The sequence below is a fragment of the Halomarina litorea genome (assembly GCF_024227715.1).
Taxonomy (GTDB): Archaea; Halobacteriota; Halobacteria; order Halobacteriales; family Haloarculaceae; genus Halomarina; species Halomarina litorea.
Map to the genome: position 1 here is coordinate 20,277 of NZ_CP100451.1, position 16,371 is coordinate 36,647.

Below are 16,371 nucleotides of genomic sequence, written 5' to 3' on the forward strand. Positions count from 1 at the left end.
CCAAACGACTGCGAGGGGAGCGTATGCAGTCACTGTTTGAGTGGCTCTGTTGAAATACTCAGAATTTGATACGTACGACGTACAACATACAGAGGGTGTATGTAGCGAAGAAGACACCGGCGATAGATGGGGCAGAAGCAGGTCCCTACGTGATTAGACGGACTCGGTGAGGCCGCCATCAACGCGGATGTTCTGGCCGGTAATATAACTTGACTCAGGAGAGACCAGATACGCGACTGCGTCCGCTATCTCGTCCGTTCGTGCTGGTCGGCCCATCGGGATTCGCGCTCGCGTCTCCTCGTCTATCTCGTAACTGTCGACGAATCCCGGCTGGACGGTGTTCATTCGAATCCCACTGGCGGCGTACTGGTCGGCATAGAGCTTGGTGAAGCTCCCGAGTCCAGCCCGCAGCACCGACGAAACGGGGAACGTCACGGAGGGCTCGAACGCCGAGAACGTAGAGATGTTCACAAACGCCCCGCCACCCTGCTCCTCCATGATGGGCGTGATGAGTCGCGCCATCCGAACCGTATTGAGCAGTACGAGATCGAGCCCCTCGTGCCACTCTTCGTCCGAGATATCGAGCAGGTCGCCGGACGCCGGGTGGCCCGTGTTGTTCACCACTGCGTCGATACGCCCGTAGCGTTCCTGTGTCGTCTCGACGAGCGCCGCCAAGTCGTCGTAATTCGTCACTGACCCCTCGAATCCGGTCCCGCCGAGTTCTTCTGCGACCTCGACGGCGCTCCCTGACCGTGACAACAGTACCGGAGTGTAGCCATCCTCACTCAGTTTCCGTGCGCATGCCTCGCCGATTCCACTTCCAGCAGCAGTCACCACAGCGACCTTTTGTTCGTCCATACTCTGTGTATCCACGCTGATGGGATGGGCACGTAACCTGCTATAGCAGGTGCCAACCCGTCTTGCTTTTCATTGGTGACTGCTAGACACGACTATGAGTGCGACCGAGTCTGCAGAAACACTACGACTCACCTTAGATGTCCGGCATCCTGGGTGTTGGGTGCTGGACGTGACGACACAGGTTGACGTCGGTTTCTTGGGATACGCAATTTACACTCGTGAGAGTGGCAGAGCAAGCACGCACTACACCGTCTATGGTGACGAACAGGACACTATAGAGGAGGGTCTGTCGTTGGTTCGAAACCATCCAGCGGTGTACTCAGTTTCGGAGATGGCCCACGGGTACCGACACGGTCGCTCCCCAACACCTGGCAATGTAACCCGTGACTTGTTAGTCGAGCATGATGGAAAGACACAGATCAGCGACGCGTTCACATCTCGTGGGTTCGTCTATGGTGCCCCAGTTGATGCCTTCGGAAAGACCGAGCACTGGACGGTCCTCTCGAATGCCACTCGTGAGACGATTCAATCACTGCTCAATGAAATTCGAGACGAACGAGACGCAGAGATTGTCGTGGAGTCGATTACCAGTGCCAGCCGTACGGAGGGCTCGAATTCACTCCCCCTCGATGGACTCTCGCATCGGCAGCGGGAAATCTTTCAGCTGGCACGGAAACGAGGGTACTACCAGCACCCAAAGGCCGTCACAGCGGGAGAGCTGGCTACAGAGTTGAGTATTACAACTTCTACGTTCCACGAACATCTGCACAAAGCAGAAGCGAAAGTACTCGACTTGTCGTAGGGTCTGACCAGATGAACTTGAGTTTACTCAGATCGCTCTTTTCCGGTTCAGGCTCTTGACCGACTCGCGCGTTGTATGCAGCACGGCTCCGAGAACATATCACTGATTGAGGGTTTCAACAGAGCCGCTTGAGTCTAAATGCTGTCTGAAACCGCTCCCACGAACTCCCGGTTACTCAGAGAGAGAGCGTGCATACGGGAATACATATCCATCAGATTGAGCAGACCAGCAAATCGTGAATGGTGACTATACTCATTGGTCGGTTTCGATTCGAATATTTCTCGCCCTGATATCCACCCCTTAATAAGCACAATTGTAATAAATTGTGAATGAATCATTCTAGCTGCACTATGGCAACGACAGAAACCCTCGAAACGGAAATCTGGGGCCGTCCCGTCACGTTCGACTACTCCGAGCACTGGGTCGGATACTCACTGTTCCTCCTTCGGATCGTGATGGGGTGGACGCTCTTCCAGGGCGGCGTCACGAAGCTCGTCACGTATCTGGACGCCAACCCGGAGAACAACTGGACTGCCGCTGGCTTCCTGATGAACGCCGTCCCGGAAGGTAATCCGCTGATGGGATTCTGGGGGAGTATGGCTGGGAACCCACTCATCGACCAGCTGAATATGTGGGGGCTCACGTTGACCGGACTCGCACTTATTCTGGGTGCGTTCGGTGCTGGGCGGATTCTCGGGCTGGATGCCTATCTCGAAGATCTCGAGGTCGTGCAGTCCAATCCGTGGCTCCGGTACTTGCTCGGGTGATTCGAAAGGAAGCCTCGAAAACGTCCTCCTGTACCGTTTTCGTATGTCGACGAAACGTCGGTGAACCCTCTGCCAGGGGGCTTGCTTTCGAATCGTAACGACAATCGCATTGAATCATGCCGACGTATCACTAGATATGAGCACGACTACCAGCAACACCGCAAACCGTACTGACCGGGCTGAGGATGCAGTCCGAGAACTGAACGCGATTGCACTCGGGGCATCCGGAGCGATCGTCGCAGCAGTCGTGATGCTACTGCTCGGTGTCTTCGGTGCTGTCGGAGTGTACGAGGGTGCGGTAGCGATGATGGAACAGTGGCACCTGTTCTTCGAGCCGACCGTCGTCGGGACGGTGGCGGGCATGATCGAGGCAGCTGTCATTAGCTTCGTTCTTGTGTACGCCTTCGCGTGGTTGTACAACGCGCTCGCACGGTGAGCGAAGAAAGAATGAGAGCGTGGAGAGACCACCATGTACGTCACCGACAAAGCCGAAATCGTCATCGACGCATCGCCCGAGGAAATCTGGGAGTACGTAACCGAATCGGTCCACTGGACGGCGTCGAACTCCGAGGAGCACTACGGACTCGAATACGATACCCCTGACAACCGCCCACGTGAGGGGGCAAATTCCATCAGGCGGAAGAGGTCGCTGGGATGTACGCCAACCTTGACGGCCGATTCCAGTATCTTGATCTGGCTCGGACGTACGATGCGACACTTCATGCCCTCTACGTTGTCGATAGAAGTGCCTACGCGTCTCGTCGGGGAGGACGTGGGCACGAACTGCAGCAAGTTTTGGAGCAAAACAGGGAGACTGTCGTAGAAGACGTCCAATCGCAGGCGGCTACCGATGGTGTTTCAGTCGCTGCTGAAATCACTCACGGCGTTCCCCATCTGGTGATATCAGAGTACTGCGACCAGCAGGACATTGATCTCGTTATATGGGGACACACGGTCGGTCCGGTATTTCACGATGGCTCGTTGGGAGCGTAACCAAACGAGTTCTACGGAGCTCAGATGTGCCAGCTCTGATCATTTGAGGGGTGTAGACACTCCAGCGCTACCGGCGAAGAGAGATTAGAAGAATCAGGAATCCGAGAGCGATTGCCACTGATTCGACGATATGGACGACAGCGAGATTGAGGCCCCCGAATTCGAACAGCACTCCTTCGATGAACACGCCGAGAGTGATGATTCCGAATCCGATTGCAGCATTACGCATATAGTACGTCCCAGTTCGTCGGTAGGCCTCGAAACTGTCGTACGTGATCAGAATACCGAGTGCGAGGACGACCAAGCGGACGACCAAGAGAACTACTGTTGTCGTATCTACCATTCACTTAATCCTCCAGTTTCCTCGAGTCGCGTCCGAACAGAGCGTACAGAATCGTGAGCATACCGATCGCGACGATTGCCGTTGCCACCGTTCCTGCATTGTGGAACGTCAGACCAACCACGTCGAACAAGATCCCTTCGATGATCGCGCCGAAGCTGATGATGGCGAAGCCGACCGCGAGGTATAACATCGATTGGCTGTTGGCACGTCGATATCCTCGGTAGGCCTGGTATGCGATCACGAACCCGAGAGCCATCGTGACGAGCTTTGCGATAACGAGACCGATGTGCATGGTTATTCTCTCCTCATTGTGTCCCACAGACGAGCGAGTCTGTCGGGGGCGTCTTCCCGAAGTTCGATGCGGACGTCGAACCCAGTCTCGAGGAGCCGGACGTCGATGCGGTCAAGTTGGGCCTCGTATTCGCTGTAGTGGTGGCCATTCGGATCGATATGCGTTCGCTCGATGAGCAGGTCGTACTCTAGTAACGTGTTGACCCGTCTGGAAACTGTCGAGACTGACATCTCGCACACTTCGCTGAGTTCCTTGGCAGACATCTGTTTTCGGCGAGTCGCCTCGAGGATTGCGCGTGCATAGTCGTCGTCAAGGATTTCGAGGATCCCCGAGATGTTCCGCTCCTCACTCACAGTCCGTGTTGTTGTGAACGAGTATATAAAGAAACGCCGATTTGCTGACCCAGCAAACCTACTTCCCGGACTATATCCCCCGAGTGTGTGGGTTTACGTGTAAGGTGACCGATGCCATGACCGACTCACTCACGCGCCGACAAATGCTTCAGATGACTGGCGGTGCGGCAGTCGTTGGGCTTGCTGGGTGTACTGGAACGCAGAACAACGACGGCGGAGCGGCAAACGAATCGCTGACCGAGAGTGGCCATGACGACAACGGCACGGAGTCCGGTAACAGCGACGATGGGGAGGGTCACGACGAGGCAGTTGGTGCGCCGTCCGACACGGCCGAAGTGAACATGATTGCCAAGGATGGAGACAATCACTTTGAGCCACACGTCGTGCGGGTGAACGTCGGTGGGACCGTGACTTGGACCAACGAGAGCGGAAGCCACTCGACGACGGCGTACCATCCCGACAACGACCAGCCTCTGCTCGTCCCGGACGGCGCAGCGGCCTGGGACAGCGGTATTCTTTCGGAGGGTGGCGCGACGTTCGAGCACACGTTCGAGACTGAGGGCGTCTACCACTACTACTGCACGCCCCATGAGACCCTCGGGATGCTCGGCACCATCATCGTTGGAGAGCCGAATCCCGACGAACAGACTGCATTGGAGGAGCCGCCAGCAGACAAACCCAAGCGCGTTCGCGAGAAGCTCACCGAACTGAATGGAATGGCTCGGACAGCCCTTAGCGACGATCACGAAGAGGACAGCTCGTAAAACTACACTGTTGCCACATCGTTTTTGAACGATTTTTCGCTTCGACTCTTACTTTACGAGTAGATTGTATCCGACGTGGACTACCGCGAGACCGAAATACCCGAAAATAAGCGCCGCCAGAGTTCGTCGAGAAAGCGACGAAAAGCCCATATCGCCGGTATCGTGAATCTGCTCACCGAGCGCGTACGCGAACCGCCCGGCGAGTAGTGCGAACGGCAGGTGAACAAACACCAGCGGTAACACCAGCAGGTCGAGCTGGGCTGTCGCCTCCGAGCGCGACAGATATTCGAGCTTGAGCAGCAGTTCGAGGAATGCAACGGTTAGGCCAGACACGACGGTCGCAAGTAGTCCTTCGGTTTTCGAGAGGAGCTGGCCTCGCCAGTAGCTCCAGGTATAAAAGACGAGTATCAGCGGGATGAATCGGGCGAACGCCTCCTCGACGACCCCGACCAGGAGTGTCCAAGTGGCGACGGTCGTCACTCCGAGCAAGACGAGCTCAAGCTGGTATGCGATCCACACACCGATACCGGTCACAACGCTGGTCACGCTCGCGAGTCCGACTAGCGACCGATACCCGAGCGTCATGAGCATCGACGAGATCTGTCTACCAGTCGGCGCGCGGCCGGGATAGGCGTACTCGTTCGAAGCGCATCCTGCAAAGAGTCTTTATTATCGCACCCCTGTTATGCAGTACCACGAAAGTCGAGCGTCGTCACCAACTGACTGTTATGCCATCCGATGAATCCGGCTCCGTTTGTCGACCGTCCGATACGGAACCCGACGTGATTGGTCGTATCGAAGAGACGCTTTTGTCACGGAGGGAGTTCCTCGCAGGACTCGGAATCGGGGGCATCGGCGGCGCTGGGGCGGTTCTCGGTCTCACTCAAGGAGGGGAGGGCTTTCAGTCGCTGGCGACGCTCGCTGGAGGAGCCACACTTCCCACCCCAACGCGCTACTATCTTCCAGCGGTCGACGGCTTCGATAACGGTCTCATCGTCCCGTTTGATGTGAAGTTCACTGAGGGGGTGGGTGAGCTGTTCGTGAACCTGAACGGGATTGAAGTCCGTCACGACCTCCAACTCGCGCTCCGAGAGGCGAGGGAGACCGCCACACGTCTCACTGGGGGTTCACTCGCCAATATGGCGACGCACGTCACGTTCGACTCCCCCTCATCTGGTGTGTTTGCACTACGCGGAAAGAGCTGGGAGGCCGGACTCACGGTTGCCTTCGTTGCCAGCCTCCGCCAGCGGGCACTCTCACAGGAGACGCTCATCACGGGAATCGTCAACGACGATGGCGCGTTGCTCCCCGTCGGCGGGATCGAGACGAAAGCCCGCGCGGCGCGAGCGATCGGGGCACGGGAGCTGATCGTCTCGGCGAGCAAACCGACGGACGTGGCTGTTCAAGGACTCCAAATCGTCGAAGCCCCCTCGATTTCAGAGGCACTCGACCGAATTCTGTGACCGAATCGTCCCGCGACCGACTGAGTCCAGTGCGTACGTTGCCCGGCTCTATCGATTGCATATGGGCTATGATTCAAGAACCCGGTCGGTGTAGCTCACGGTATGGCCGAGACAGATCCGTTCGACGCGATTCGCGAGTTCGAGTTCGACGGGACCGCCTACCGGATGGCGGACCTGACCGCCCTCGAAGAGGCGGGACTCTGCGAACTCGACCGCCTCCCCGTCAGCATCCGAGTCCTCCTCGAATCCGTGCTCCGGAACGTCGACGGCGACACGATCACTGCCGACGACGTCCGTAACGTCGCCTCCTGGTCATCCGACGTCCCCGACGTCGAGCTGCCCTTCACCCCCTCGCGTGTCGTCCTGCAGGACCTCACGGGCGTCCCGGCCGTCGTCGACTTGGCAGCCCTCCGGTCGGCCGTCAAGCGGGAGGGGAAGACCCCCGCCCTCGTCGAACCCGAAGTCCCCTGTGACCTCGTCATCGACCACAGCGTGCAGGTGGACTTCTTCGGGAGCGAGGACGCCTACGAGCGGAACGTCGAACTGGAGTACGAGCGCAACGGCGAGCGCTACCGGGCGCTCAAGTGGGCCCAGCAGGCCTTCGAGGACTTCCGCGTCGTCCCGCCCGGGACCGGTATCGTCCACCAGGTGAACCTCGAGTACCTCGGGCAGGTCGTCCACGCCCGCGAGCGCGGGGGCGAGCAGTGGCTCCTGCCGGACACCCTCGTCGGGACGGACAGCCACACACCGATGATCGGCGGTATCGGCGTGGTCGGCTGGGGCGTCGGCGGCATCGAAGCCGAGGCCGCCATGCTCGGACAGCCCATCACGATGAAACTCCCCGAGGTGGTCGGCGTCCATCTCACTGGTGAACTCCCCGAGGGGGCGACGGCGACGGACCTCGTCCTCCACGTCACCGAACGGCTTCGGGAGGTCGGCGTTGTCGACCGCTTCGTCGAGTTCTTCGGCCCCGGCGTCGCGAACCTCACTGTTCCCGACCGGGCGACCATCGCGAATATGGCACCCGAACAGGGCTCGACCATCTCGATGTTCGGCGTCGACGAGGCGACCCTCGACTACCTCGAACTCACAGGCCGCGACGAGGACCACATCGAACTCGTCCGAGAGTACCTCGACGCACAGGGGCTGTTCGGCGAACAGGACCCCGAGTACACCGATACGGTCGATATCGACCTCTCGACGATCACACCCAGCCTCGCTGGCCCGAAACGCCCGCAGGACCGCGTGCCGATGGGGGAGATGAAGACCCACTTCCGGAAGCTCGTCCACGGCGAGTTCGAGGACGACCTCCACGAGATCGACGAGGACGCGCTCACCCGATGGCTCGGAGAGAGCAGCGCTCCCGACACCGACCGGCCCGACACCGACCTGCCGGAGGCAGACATCGGTGACCTCGACAAACGAGTCGAGGTTGACGTGAACGGCGAGACGACCGAAATCGGTCACGGGAGCGTCGTGGTCAGCGCCATCACGAGCTGTACCAACACCTCAAACCCGTCGGTGATGCTCGCGGCGGGCTTGCTCGCCCGCAACGCCGTCGAGCGCGGTCTCGATGTCCCCGCGTACGTCAAAACGAGCCTCGCCCCCGGTAGTCGCGTCGTCACCGAGTACCTCGAAGCGTCGGGCCTCCTCCCGTACCTGGAGGACCTCGGCTACAACGTCGTCGGCTACGGCTGTACGACCTGTATCGGGAACGCCGGTCCACTTCCCGAACCCATCGAGCGCGCCATCGACGACCACGACCTCTGGACGACGAGCGTCCTCTCGGGCAACCGGAACTTCGAGGCGCGTATCCACCCGAAGGTCCGGGCGAACTACCTCGCCAGCCCGCCGCTGGTCGTCGCCTACGGGCTCGCCGGGCGGATGGACGTCGACCTCGAACACGACCCGCTGGGCACGGACGAGGACGGCGAACCGGTCTACCTAGCCGACCTCTGGCCCAGCGCCGACGAGATTCTCGCGGCCGTCCACGACAGCGTCGACGCCTCGATGTTCGAGGAGAAGTACGCCGAGGTGTTCGAGGGCGACGAGCGCTGGGAGGCCCTCGACGCCCCCACGGGGGACGTCTACGAGTGGGACGACGCCTCGACGTACATCCGCGAACCGCCGTTCTTCGAGGACTTCCCGCTCGACGAGCCGGGCGTCGCCGACGTCGAGGGCGCCCGGACGCTCCTGTTGCTCGGCGACACCGTCACGACCGACCATATCAGCCCCGCGGGGCCGTTCTCCCGCGACCTTCCCGCAGGTAAGTGGCTCGTCGACCACGGCGTCGAGCCCCACGAGTTCAACACGTACGGCGCTCGTCGGGGGAACCACGAGGTGATGATGCGAGGGACGTTCGCCAACGTCCGTATCGAGAACGAGATGCTCGACGGTGTCGAGGGCGGCTACACGGTTCACCACCCCACGGAGGAACAGACGACCGTCTTCGAGGCCAGTCGGCGCTACCGCGAGGACGATACGCCACTGGTCGTCTTCGCGGGCGAGGAACTCGGCACGGGGTCGAGTCGTGACTGGGCCGCGAAGGGGACCGACCTGCTCGGCGTCCGGGCGACCATCGCGGAGAGCTACGAACGCATCTTCCGGGACAACCTTGTGGGCATGGGAGTCCTCCCACTCCAGTTCGCGGAAGGCGACTCGTGGGAATCACTCGGCATCAACGGGTCCGAGCACGTCTCGGTTCGGGGGCTCGACGACGGACTGAGCGTGAACAACGACCTCACGGTCGTCGCCGAGCGAGCCGACGGTTCGACCGTCGAGTTCCCTGTCACCGCGCAGGTCGGGACACCGGCGGCCGTCCGCTACGTCCAGAACGGGGGCATCTTGCACCTCGTGCTCCGTCGTCTGCTCATCGAACAGTAGCCGTACAGAGTCGACCGGTGCTTGCCTTTCAGTATTGGTGATACAAATTTGGTACTCAACGTAGTTATCGGAATTAATCCCCAAGGAACCTATTCGGTTCCTCAAATTCTTCGGATGAAAGAATTGTTTCCGTATCGAACACATCAAATCGTTCAAAGTGGTTGTCAATCGTCAGGACAGTGTTCACTCCTTCGTCGACCGCGACCTGTGCATAATACCCGTCCCAGCTGTCAACATTTGTCTCACTCGCCAGAGAAAATCCATCCCGAACGATGTCTTCAGACATATTGTCGTGCCAGTGGATCCGTTTCGCGTCCATAAAATTCTGTAGAAGGCGGGACGCGTCCCTGTTTGAGCGCCCATAGTACGTCGTCAAGACAGTATGCGCTCCAAACAGCGCAGGATTACGGGACAACGGCGTCTATGTTACCAGTGATGGCATCTCGGACGTATGAGAGCGCAGCATCACGGACAAGGGCCTCTGTGTGTGCGAGTGCAATTACCCCGACGTTGAAGAGATACGGCCCGTCACCGTCACTCATTACTATTCCGTTCGGCTCCTCTTCGAATGGCGTCTCGGTGCTTCTGAGCAATTGGGTCGGCTCCCCCGTCAAGCGGCGTCGTCTCACCCCGTTCCGGAGACGTTTCCGCAACGAGTTGTTCCATGCGCTCGATAATCTGTTCGGGGTTGTCTTCGGGTTCAACGACTGCTTTCCCATCCTCTTCGTGGATCTCTACCTCAGTACCGGGAGTAATCCCGAGACGCTCTCGTACCTCCCGTGGGAGAACGATCCGCCCTTTTGAATCCACCTTCGCCATATTCCCACCTAGAGTGAGAACGATCATAACGTTTGCTCAGAACCCTACTCCCAGCCCCGACTCGAAGTAGAGCAGCGATATTACCAGCTATCACGAAGATAGCGACTCATCGCCGTGTTGCGGTGACGAGCAGATGTCTGAGGTGCGGGAGCGCACGATGGGCGTGTCGGATTTGTTCGCTCACTGCCTGTCGGTCCATTCCCCAGTGAGAGAGCAGCCGTTCAACGACCCCTTCGATATGCATCTCGAAGAACAGATACAGGCGCGTCCACTTCTGGAATCGACCAATACTGTTCGCAGTGATGTCCTGAACAGTATCAATGGTGACCCCGGCGTGTTCGAGGTCCGTCAGGTACTGTTCGACGGTCGAGAGCGGCGGCATGTCCCAGGCCTCTGCGAAATCCGTGACAGCATCTGCTTCAGCCGTTCCGACACTGTCACTCATGAGTAGGTCCGATATCGCGAGCACACCGCCCGATTTTAGCACACGCGCTAGTTCCTCGAATGCAGCGGGCTTGTCCGGGATGTAGACTAGCGAATCGACGGCGGTACAGACATCGACGGTATTCGTCGCAATTGGTAGTCCGGTCGCATCGCCCACGAGAAACTTCGCCCCGATTCCATGCGTCGTCGCGTTCGTGCGTGCAGTGGCGATATTGAACGGGACGAGGTCGACCCCAAGTGCGGGGACGTTCAGCTCCTCGGCGAGTTCGATCGTCGGCCCGCCCCGACCACAGCCAACATCCAAGAGCTGTGTCTCTTCGGTATCGACGAGCCGAGGTTTCAGCTCGGTTGCAATCTTTATTGCGAGACGCCGTTGGCTCGATCCGAGAACGTAAGGCAAATACCACGGCGAGTAGCCCATATTGAGGAACGACTCGGTGTCGAGCAGAAAATCGAATCCGCGCCAGATGTCGGCTCGCTCGCCACGGTACGAGAACTGGTCCGTAATCCGGTCGTGGAGTGAGTCCGACACCATCCGTTACTCCGAGTATTCCGAGAGCTTCGAAACCTCTGAATAGCAGTACGCCGATTCGCTGCCGTACTCTAGCTCGGTACACCCTCGCGGACGCTGGTAGTCGATGTCTTTGTGGCGACGGAGGTAGGTGACGTAGCCGTCGTCGACGCGGTCGAGGATATCGTGACAGACCCATCTCTCGCCGAACCAGTTCGCACCAAGGTTCCTGTAGGGGCAGAGGAATATCGTCCGTTCGACTGCGTCGACCCGTGGCGTCTCGACGATGCGAACCCCGACGAGCCGATACGCGAGTCGAAGCCGTCGGACGACGGCACGCGGTGTGGTCGCGCCGAGAAAGAGGACGTGAGCTGCGAGGTACCCGAACCCGTGGAGAAGTCGCCTGATCATCGGATTTCGTAGCTCCGGACGGGAAACCCATTGGGTAACTGTCGGGCCATCCCTCGTCGAACAGTCACGCGTCGCTCCTCACCGTGCTGCTTGCTCTCGGTACCCGACCCGATGAGCGTCACTGCGTCGACACCGACGGACACAGCGGGAGTGGCCGAGAACAGTACAGATTCCGACCGATTCATGATCTTGACACGGTGGTTATACGAGTCACACCTCTATTGCGATTACGGCTTCTTTTGCTTGCAATCTACGAGCTTCATGTTTCGATTACCGTGCTTTTTGGAACGTACCATTTGGAATCTATGATCATGGGCGTCTTGTGAGGGGCAACCGACTTGTCGATGGCCAAACTGCACGTACCTATGTTCGTCTCCCACGTCGAGTGGCTCACAACGGGACTCATCGTCCTGAGTTCGGTGTATTCAGTGTCGAAGATCCTCACAATTCGGCACCAGTATCAGGGAATATACGGCCAGTTTCTCGAGGGAATTCCACTCATGGGTGCTCTCTTCGGAATCGCTCATATTGGGTGGATCGTCTCTCTTCCACACGACGTTCTCAGTGTAACAGAGGCCGGCGCTGCGATTGGTGTCTTGGCGGTAGTGGCTGGATTGGGTTATATCCACCCACGGCTGAGTTATTCAGGCGGTGAATCGTCGTGAATCAGCTCCTCTCGACGGTCCTCTTGATAGGAGTATCGGGGACAATTGCCCTCCTGTGTTACGTGTTTCTGTATCGTGAGTATATCCTCGTAATCCAGCGTCCGTTCTTCTTCAGACTCGGACTCGGCGCATTCCTCGCTGCGATTCTCAGTGTGAGCTCCTTGGTGTTCGAGCAGGTTCCGCTACATCTCTCACATGCCGTGCTTGCAGTTGCTGTTGCCGCTGCCGTCCACGCCATTCAAGACGGCCTCTCCCCCGAGAACGAGGGCTGGTTTCATTCCTTGTTCCGACCGTGAGTCCACTGGGAGTGGCGAAACGCTCCGTTCGATCCGTTTTCTTGTCGTGACGGCCGTGCTTCTCGGCTGGAAGGGCTCTACTTCAACCGGGAGTCGATCCGGTCTGGAATCGACAGGGTACAATAGACCTGAACCGGGAACGTCAATACCCGTCGAGGGTCTCTATCGAGTGTGCTGTTTTGGGTTCACGCCGCGGTCGCGTATCTCAGCTATCGCACGGTCGTCCGTAGGGTCTGGGAAAAGCAACCTCACGGAGACGATATTATCGCACTCTGTGGAGGTGCATTACTCCCCGATCTCATCGATAAGCCGCTGACTCTCGTGATTTCTTCGCTCCCAAGTCGGTCGGTGGCACACTCGCTGTTCGTGACCGTTGTCCTCATCGCGGCTATGGGTACTCTCGCAAAACGGCGAGGAAAGCGAGAGTTCGGTGCAGTATTCGCACTCGGATATCTCTCCCATCTCGGTGCTGATCTCGTTGATTACGTATTCATCCCGGAAGAGACGATTTTGTTTCTGTTTTGGCCGGTCGTCACCGAGTACCACCATATCAGCACGATCGGTGACCTCCTCGCCTTGCTCTCGTCGACGCCATACGTTCTCGCTCAGACTGTCGTGACACTGGTCGCGAGTGCTCTGTGGATTCATGACGGAAAGCCGGGGTACTCGTTCTCGAAACGATCCCGAAGCCCCTGACTGTGGGTGGACCCTAGTCGTCGGTTCGAAATCGGTCTCGAATAGAATACGGAACGGACCCGACTGTACCTATTCAACGATAACTCGTCCGATCATTCCATTCTCCTCATGCGGAAGGCAGAAATACCGATACGTGCCTGCGACGTCGAACGTGTAACTGTAGGTGTCGCCGCCTTCGAGGAAGCCCCGCGCCGACGTGCTCTGGCGGACGGCCTGTTCGGACTCGTACCCACCACTGGCGAAATACGACGCGTCGGCCGGGATCGCGTTCTCGTATGCTGGTGCCGTGTGTGGCGCCCCACCGTCGTTGGTCCACGTGACCTGCCGACCAGCATCGATGGTGATGTCTGCCGGGTCAAAGCGAAGCTCGCCAGTCATCGTCACCCTCGGTCCCGACGGGTTACTGCCCCCGAGACAGCCAGCGACTGTCGTCGTTCCGACGACTAGTGTCCCGCCAGCCCGTCGAAGCAGTGTTCGTCGCGAGTACGTATCTACTGGCATCTCTAGCTCCCTCCGCCCTGCGTGTTCGTGTCATCCGCGATGCACGGGGTACGACGTCTGTTCCGAAACTGCTGTCGGACATTTGTCATGGTTCGATCCCTCCGGTCGACCGAGGTCTCTGTGCGATTGATTCGGGAGCGGCTCCCTCAAGCTTCTTCACGCGGGTTGCTAGAGCGAGGAACGTCGCCGCGAGCGTCAGGGTTACTGCGGCGGCGGCCGCGAGGTCGTGCGCCCCCAACGAGTGATCGAGAGCGCCGTTGACGAGTTCGGCTCGCAGGAACGTATGGTTGTACTCGCCGACAAGCGGTGTGAAGTAGTCCACGAGGTCGTTGAATCCGTACCAGACGGTGGCGACGGCGACCGCACCGACCGAGAACTCGGCGTAGCGATAGATCAGGAACGACTGCAGACTCATCGCGAGATGGCTCACGATGAGGAACCAGTAGAGCCAGGGTTCGATGCCGCCGGGACCGTTGAGCACGAACTGGACGAACGGTGTCCAGAGGCCGAGCTTGATGTTGCCGAAGAACGCGAGCATATGCAGCCACTCGACGTCGTAGCCGAGTTTCCAGGCGGCGAGACTCAGCGCCACGAACAGCGTCGCAATGGGACTATCGGGGACGAACGGCCACATCACTAGCGGGGTTTGAGCAAGCTGGGAACGGTAGTACCAGAACCCGAACGCGGTTCCCGCGAGATTGATCGAGACGATGAGCCACGCGTATCGGAGCGCCAGATCTTCGAGCCGCCGTGGAAGTGGGGCGAGGTACATCGGGAGGTCGACCCGCGAGCCAGTATCCGTCATTCGTTCGATGACGTCACATCTCCGATCCAGCGTCGACGCGATTCGTCATGATGATGCCGCTGATCAGCATTAGTACTGCGAGTGCGACCATTCCGAGGTCCCAGCCCATTCCGGCAGTCATCGGAGAGCCCATACTACCCATTCCGCCGTCCATGCTCGATCCCATGCCGCTTCCCATCCCCCAGTTCGCGCTTCCAGTAACGCCGACGAGCACCTGGTTGAGTAGCATTACCAGCGAGTAGCCGATCATCAGCGGACCGCTCGCATTCCCGAGTCGGACCGCGGAGGGCGTCAGCAAGACCACGCCGTGCACTACGACCACCACGCCGAGGAGGGCCATGAGGAGCCCGCTGTTCGACCCCATCATCCCGCTGCCACCGGTTGCTGACACCAGCGAGTACAGGCCCGAGACCACGGCGATCGCTGCTCCGTACTGCCGCATCGTCGTACTATCGGTGTTCGTGTTCATGTTAGACTCCGAGCATCATCCTGAGTGATCCTCTGACTCCCATCGGCAGTCCAATCGCGCCGATGAAAAACGCCATGAGCCACCACCACGTGTGGTTCATCTCTTCTCTCGCCTCCGCGAGATACCACACGATACCCCCGGTCACGAGGAGTTTGAGGACGAACGTCGAGCCGGCGAAGCCAGTTGCCTGGTACACGAGGTTCGTCAGAACCAACTTCGGGGAGTAGCCGAGGAACGCGACGCCGACGAGACTTTGCGCCCCGTCCCACAACTGACCGAAGATCGCGAGTAGGAGTAATGGATGACGGAGGTGAGGTGTATCGACGAATCCGGCACCCCAGTAGTACACGCCCGTCACTCCAAGGGCGATCCCGGTCGTTACGACCGGAACCCACAGTCGCAGCGACACCGCCATCGTCGCACCGTACAAGAACGCCCACCCGACAGCCCCGATGGCCCACACTGCCCCGACCGCACCGATTGCCTGTGGAATCGTGACGAGTCCCCGATCGCGAGCCAGCGCCCCAGCACCGAGTGCCAGGACGGTGACCGCGGTGACGACGAAATAGATCGACGGCGTGATGAACAGCACATCGTACTCCCCGAGCAGGCCGATATCTTCGAGGGCACGCATCGCGCCGCCGGCGACGATAATCGGGGCGAACCCGTAGGCAAGTCGTGCGTCGAACGTGACGTCGAGGGCGTCCAGATACGCCCGTAGCCCAGGGAGGCTGTACAGGACCGCCGCGAGGTACGTCACCGTATTCACCGCGTTGTACCCACGTACGGCCCGAATCCCCTCGTGGGTCACTGGCTGGCTGGCGGCGTCGGCGACAACCGGTCCCCAGAGGTACTGCCAGACGAATCGGTCATAGACCAGCGTCGGGAACACGAGGAGTGCGACGCCGATGAGGAGTACTGGGCCGAGCAGATACAGCAGCCACCACTCGCGCGATCCAGTGTCGGGCAGTGTCCCCCAGGCGTGTCGAGCAGTGCTCACGCCGTGCTCACCTCGAGGCGCCACGTCGTACTCTTCGAACGTCCCCACTTCTCGAGGGAGATATCGGCGAGGTCGTCCTGAAGCTGACTGAGATACTGCGCGACAGCTTTCGGTGATGCGTCCAACTCGTTGGCAATCTCACGAGCACGGAGGTACGTCGGCTCGGAGCTGGCCGTCTTAACGAGATACGCGTGCACCGTTTGGCGGGAAATATTGGACATCGGTTGAGCGAGTGA

General features: G+C 59.3%; 22 protein-coding genes and 2 pseudogenes. 10 read left to right on the plus strand and 14 right to left on the minus strand.

Annotated features, from left to right (window positions below; genetic code table 11):
* Positions 1–153: 153 nt before the first annotated feature.
* The gene (locus NKG96_RS19600) at positions 154–858 is read right to left on the minus strand and encodes an SDR family oxidoreductase (protein WP_254538774.1); all 705 of its coding nucleotides are present in this window, start codon (positions 856–858) and stop codon (positions 154–156) included.
* A gap of 94 nt (positions 859–952) precedes the next feature.
* Here NKG96_RS19600 and NKG96_RS19605 point away from each other — a divergent pair, with 94 nt between their 5' ends.
* The 4 genes and pseudogenes from NKG96_RS19605 (at position 953) to NKG96_RS19620 (ending at position 3,467) form a co-directional block, all read left to right on the plus strand.
* Positions 953–1,660: a helix-turn-helix domain-containing protein gene (locus NKG96_RS19605; RefSeq protein WP_254538775.1), complete on the plus strand. Its 708-nt coding sequence runs from the start codon at positions 953–955 to the stop codon at positions 1,658–1,660.
* A 350-nt stretch (positions 1,661–2,010) separates the two neighbouring features.
* On the plus strand, positions 2,011–2,427 hold the full coding sequence (locus tag NKG96_RS19610) for a hypothetical protein (protein WP_254538776.1): 417 nt from the start codon (positions 2,011–2,013) through the stop codon (positions 2,425–2,427).
* Positions 2,428–2,563: 136 nt separating this feature from the next.
* A complete protein-coding gene (locus NKG96_RS19615; protein WP_254538777.1) occupies positions 2,564–2,863 on the plus strand; it encodes a hypothetical protein in 300 nt (99 codons plus the stop codon).
* Between the two features lie 218 nt (positions 2,864–3,081).
* Positions 3,082–3,467 (plus strand): annotated as a pseudogene (locus NKG96_RS19620) (universal stress protein).
* Between the two features lie 20 nt (positions 3,468–3,487).
* Here the strand turns inward: NKG96_RS19620 and NKG96_RS19625 are convergent.
* From NKG96_RS19625 to NKG96_RS19635, 3 genes are read right to left on the minus strand one after another with little or no spacing between them, the layout of a single operon-like run.
* A complete protein-coding gene (locus NKG96_RS19625; RefSeq protein ID WP_254538778.1) occupies positions 3,488–3,763 on the minus strand; it encodes a DUF7521 family protein in 276 nt (91 codons plus the stop codon).
* Between the two features lie 4 nt (positions 3,764–3,767).
* Positions 3,768–4,055: a DUF7521 family protein gene (locus NKG96_RS19630; protein ID WP_254538779.1), complete on the minus strand. Its 288-nt coding sequence runs from the start codon at positions 4,053–4,055 to the stop codon at positions 3,768–3,770.
* A 2-nt stretch (positions 4,056–4,057) separates the two neighbouring features.
* Positions 4,058–4,408, minus strand: a complete 351-nt coding sequence (locus tag NKG96_RS19635) for an ArsR/SmtB family transcription factor (RefSeq protein WP_254538780.1) — start codon at positions 4,406–4,408, stop codon at positions 4,058–4,060.
* A gap of 116 nt (positions 4,409–4,524) precedes the next feature.
* Between NKG96_RS19635 and NKG96_RS19640 the strand changes: the two genes are divergently transcribed.
* Positions 4,525–5,172: a cupredoxin domain-containing protein gene (locus tag NKG96_RS19640; protein ID WP_254538781.1), complete on the plus strand. Its 648-nt coding sequence runs from the start codon at positions 4,525–4,527 to the stop codon at positions 5,170–5,172.
* Between the two features lie 48 nt (positions 5,173–5,220).
* On the opposite strand, the gene NKG96_RS19645 is transcribed toward NKG96_RS19640, so the two are convergent.
* Positions 5,221–5,763 carry a hypothetical protein gene (locus NKG96_RS19645; RefSeq protein WP_254538782.1) on the minus strand — a complete coding sequence of 181 codons (543 nt, stop codon included), beginning with the start codon at positions 5,761–5,763 and terminating at the stop codon, positions 5,221–5,223.
* Positions 5,764–5,954: 191 nt separating this feature from the next.
* On the opposite strand from NKG96_RS19645, the gene NKG96_RS19650 reads away from it, so the two are divergent.
* Both NKG96_RS19650 and acnA read left to right on the plus strand, forming a co-directional pair.
* The gene (locus NKG96_RS19650) at positions 5,955–6,635 is read left to right on the plus strand and encodes a S16 family serine protease (RefSeq protein ID WP_254538783.1); all 681 of its coding nucleotides are present in this window, start codon (positions 5,955–5,957) and stop codon (positions 6,633–6,635) included.
* Positions 6,636–6,737: 102 nt separating this feature from the next.
* Positions 6,738–9,518, plus strand: coding sequence for an aconitate hydratase AcnA (gene acnA, locus NKG96_RS19655; RefSeq protein WP_254538784.1), 2,781 nt, complete (start codon positions 6,738–6,740; stop codon positions 9,516–9,518).
* Between the two features lie 73 nt (positions 9,519–9,591).
* Here the strand turns inward: acnA and NKG96_RS19660 are convergent.
* The 4 genes and pseudogenes from NKG96_RS19660 to NKG96_RS19675 all read right to left on the minus strand — a co-directional run bounded on the left by NKG96_RS19660 (position 9,592) and on the right by NKG96_RS19675 (position 11,703).
* Positions 9,592–10,060 (minus strand): annotated as a pseudogene (locus NKG96_RS19660) (hypothetical protein).
* Positions 10,053–10,337 (minus strand): AbrB/MazE/SpoVT family DNA-binding domain-containing protein, encoded by a 285-nt coding sequence (locus tag NKG96_RS19665; RefSeq protein ID WP_254538785.1) that lies wholly within the window; start codon positions 10,335–10,337, stop codon positions 10,053–10,055. The pseudogene NKG96_RS19660 and the gene NKG96_RS19665 overlap by 8 nt, the downstream one beginning before the upstream one ends.
* 106 nt (positions 10,338–10,443) lie before the next feature.
* The gene (locus NKG96_RS19670) at positions 10,444–11,313 is read right to left on the minus strand and encodes a class I SAM-dependent methyltransferase (protein ID WP_254538786.1); all 870 of its coding nucleotides are present in this window, start codon (positions 11,311–11,313) and stop codon (positions 10,444–10,446) included.
* A gap of 6 nt (positions 11,314–11,319) precedes the next feature.
* Positions 11,320–11,703 (minus strand): hypothetical protein, encoded by a 384-nt coding sequence (locus NKG96_RS19675; RefSeq protein WP_368409338.1) that lies wholly within the window; start codon positions 11,701–11,703, stop codon positions 11,320–11,322.
* A 365-nt stretch (positions 11,704–12,068) separates the two neighbouring features.
* On the opposite strand from NKG96_RS19675, the gene NKG96_RS19680 reads away from it, so the two are divergent.
* The 3 genes from NKG96_RS19680 (at position 12,069) to NKG96_RS19690 (ending at position 13,360) form a co-directional block, all read left to right on the plus strand.
* Entirely contained in the window at positions 12,069–12,368 is a 300-nt protein-coding gene (locus tag NKG96_RS19680) for a hypothetical protein (protein ID WP_254538787.1), read from the plus strand.
* Complete coding sequence (locus NKG96_RS19685; protein ID WP_254538788.1) at positions 12,365–12,664, plus strand: hypothetical protein; 300 nt, start codon at positions 12,365–12,367, stop codon at positions 12,662–12,664. Before NKG96_RS19680 ends, NKG96_RS19685 begins: the two co-directional genes overlap by 4 nt.
* Positions 12,665–12,835: 171 nt before the next feature.
* Positions 12,836–13,360, plus strand: coding sequence for a metal-dependent hydrolase (locus tag NKG96_RS19690; RefSeq protein WP_254538789.1), 525 nt, complete (start codon positions 12,836–12,838; stop codon positions 13,358–13,360).
* 69 nt (positions 13,361–13,429) lie between these two features.
* Here the strand turns inward: NKG96_RS19690 and NKG96_RS19695 are convergent, their stop codons facing one another.
* From NKG96_RS19695 to NKG96_RS21230, 5 genes are all read right to left on the minus strand, one after another.
* Entirely contained in the window at positions 13,430–13,738 is a 309-nt protein-coding gene (locus NKG96_RS19695) for a cupredoxin domain-containing protein (RefSeq protein ID WP_254538790.1), read from the minus strand.
* 208 nt (positions 13,739–13,946) lie between these two features.
* On the minus strand, positions 13,947–14,666 hold the full coding sequence (locus NKG96_RS19700) for a DUF1405 domain-containing protein (protein WP_254538791.1): 720 nt from the start codon (positions 14,664–14,666) through the stop codon (positions 13,947–13,949).
* 13 nt (positions 14,667–14,679) lie between these two features.
* On the minus strand, positions 14,680–15,135 hold the full coding sequence (locus tag NKG96_RS19705) for a hypothetical protein (RefSeq protein ID WP_254538792.1): 456 nt from the start codon (positions 15,133–15,135) through the stop codon (positions 14,680–14,682).
* A gap of 1 nt (position 15,136) precedes the next feature.
* Positions 15,137–16,183: a DUF63 family protein gene (locus tag NKG96_RS19710; protein WP_254538793.1), complete on the minus strand. Its 1,047-nt coding sequence runs from the start codon at positions 16,181–16,183 to the stop codon at positions 15,137–15,139.
* Positions 16,132–16,356, minus strand: coding sequence for a DUF7123 family protein (locus tag NKG96_RS21230; RefSeq protein WP_438267450.1), 225 nt, complete (start codon positions 16,354–16,356; stop codon positions 16,132–16,134). Before NKG96_RS21230 ends, NKG96_RS19710 begins: the two co-directional genes overlap by 52 nt.
* Between the last annotated feature and the right edge of the window lie 15 nt (positions 16,357–16,371).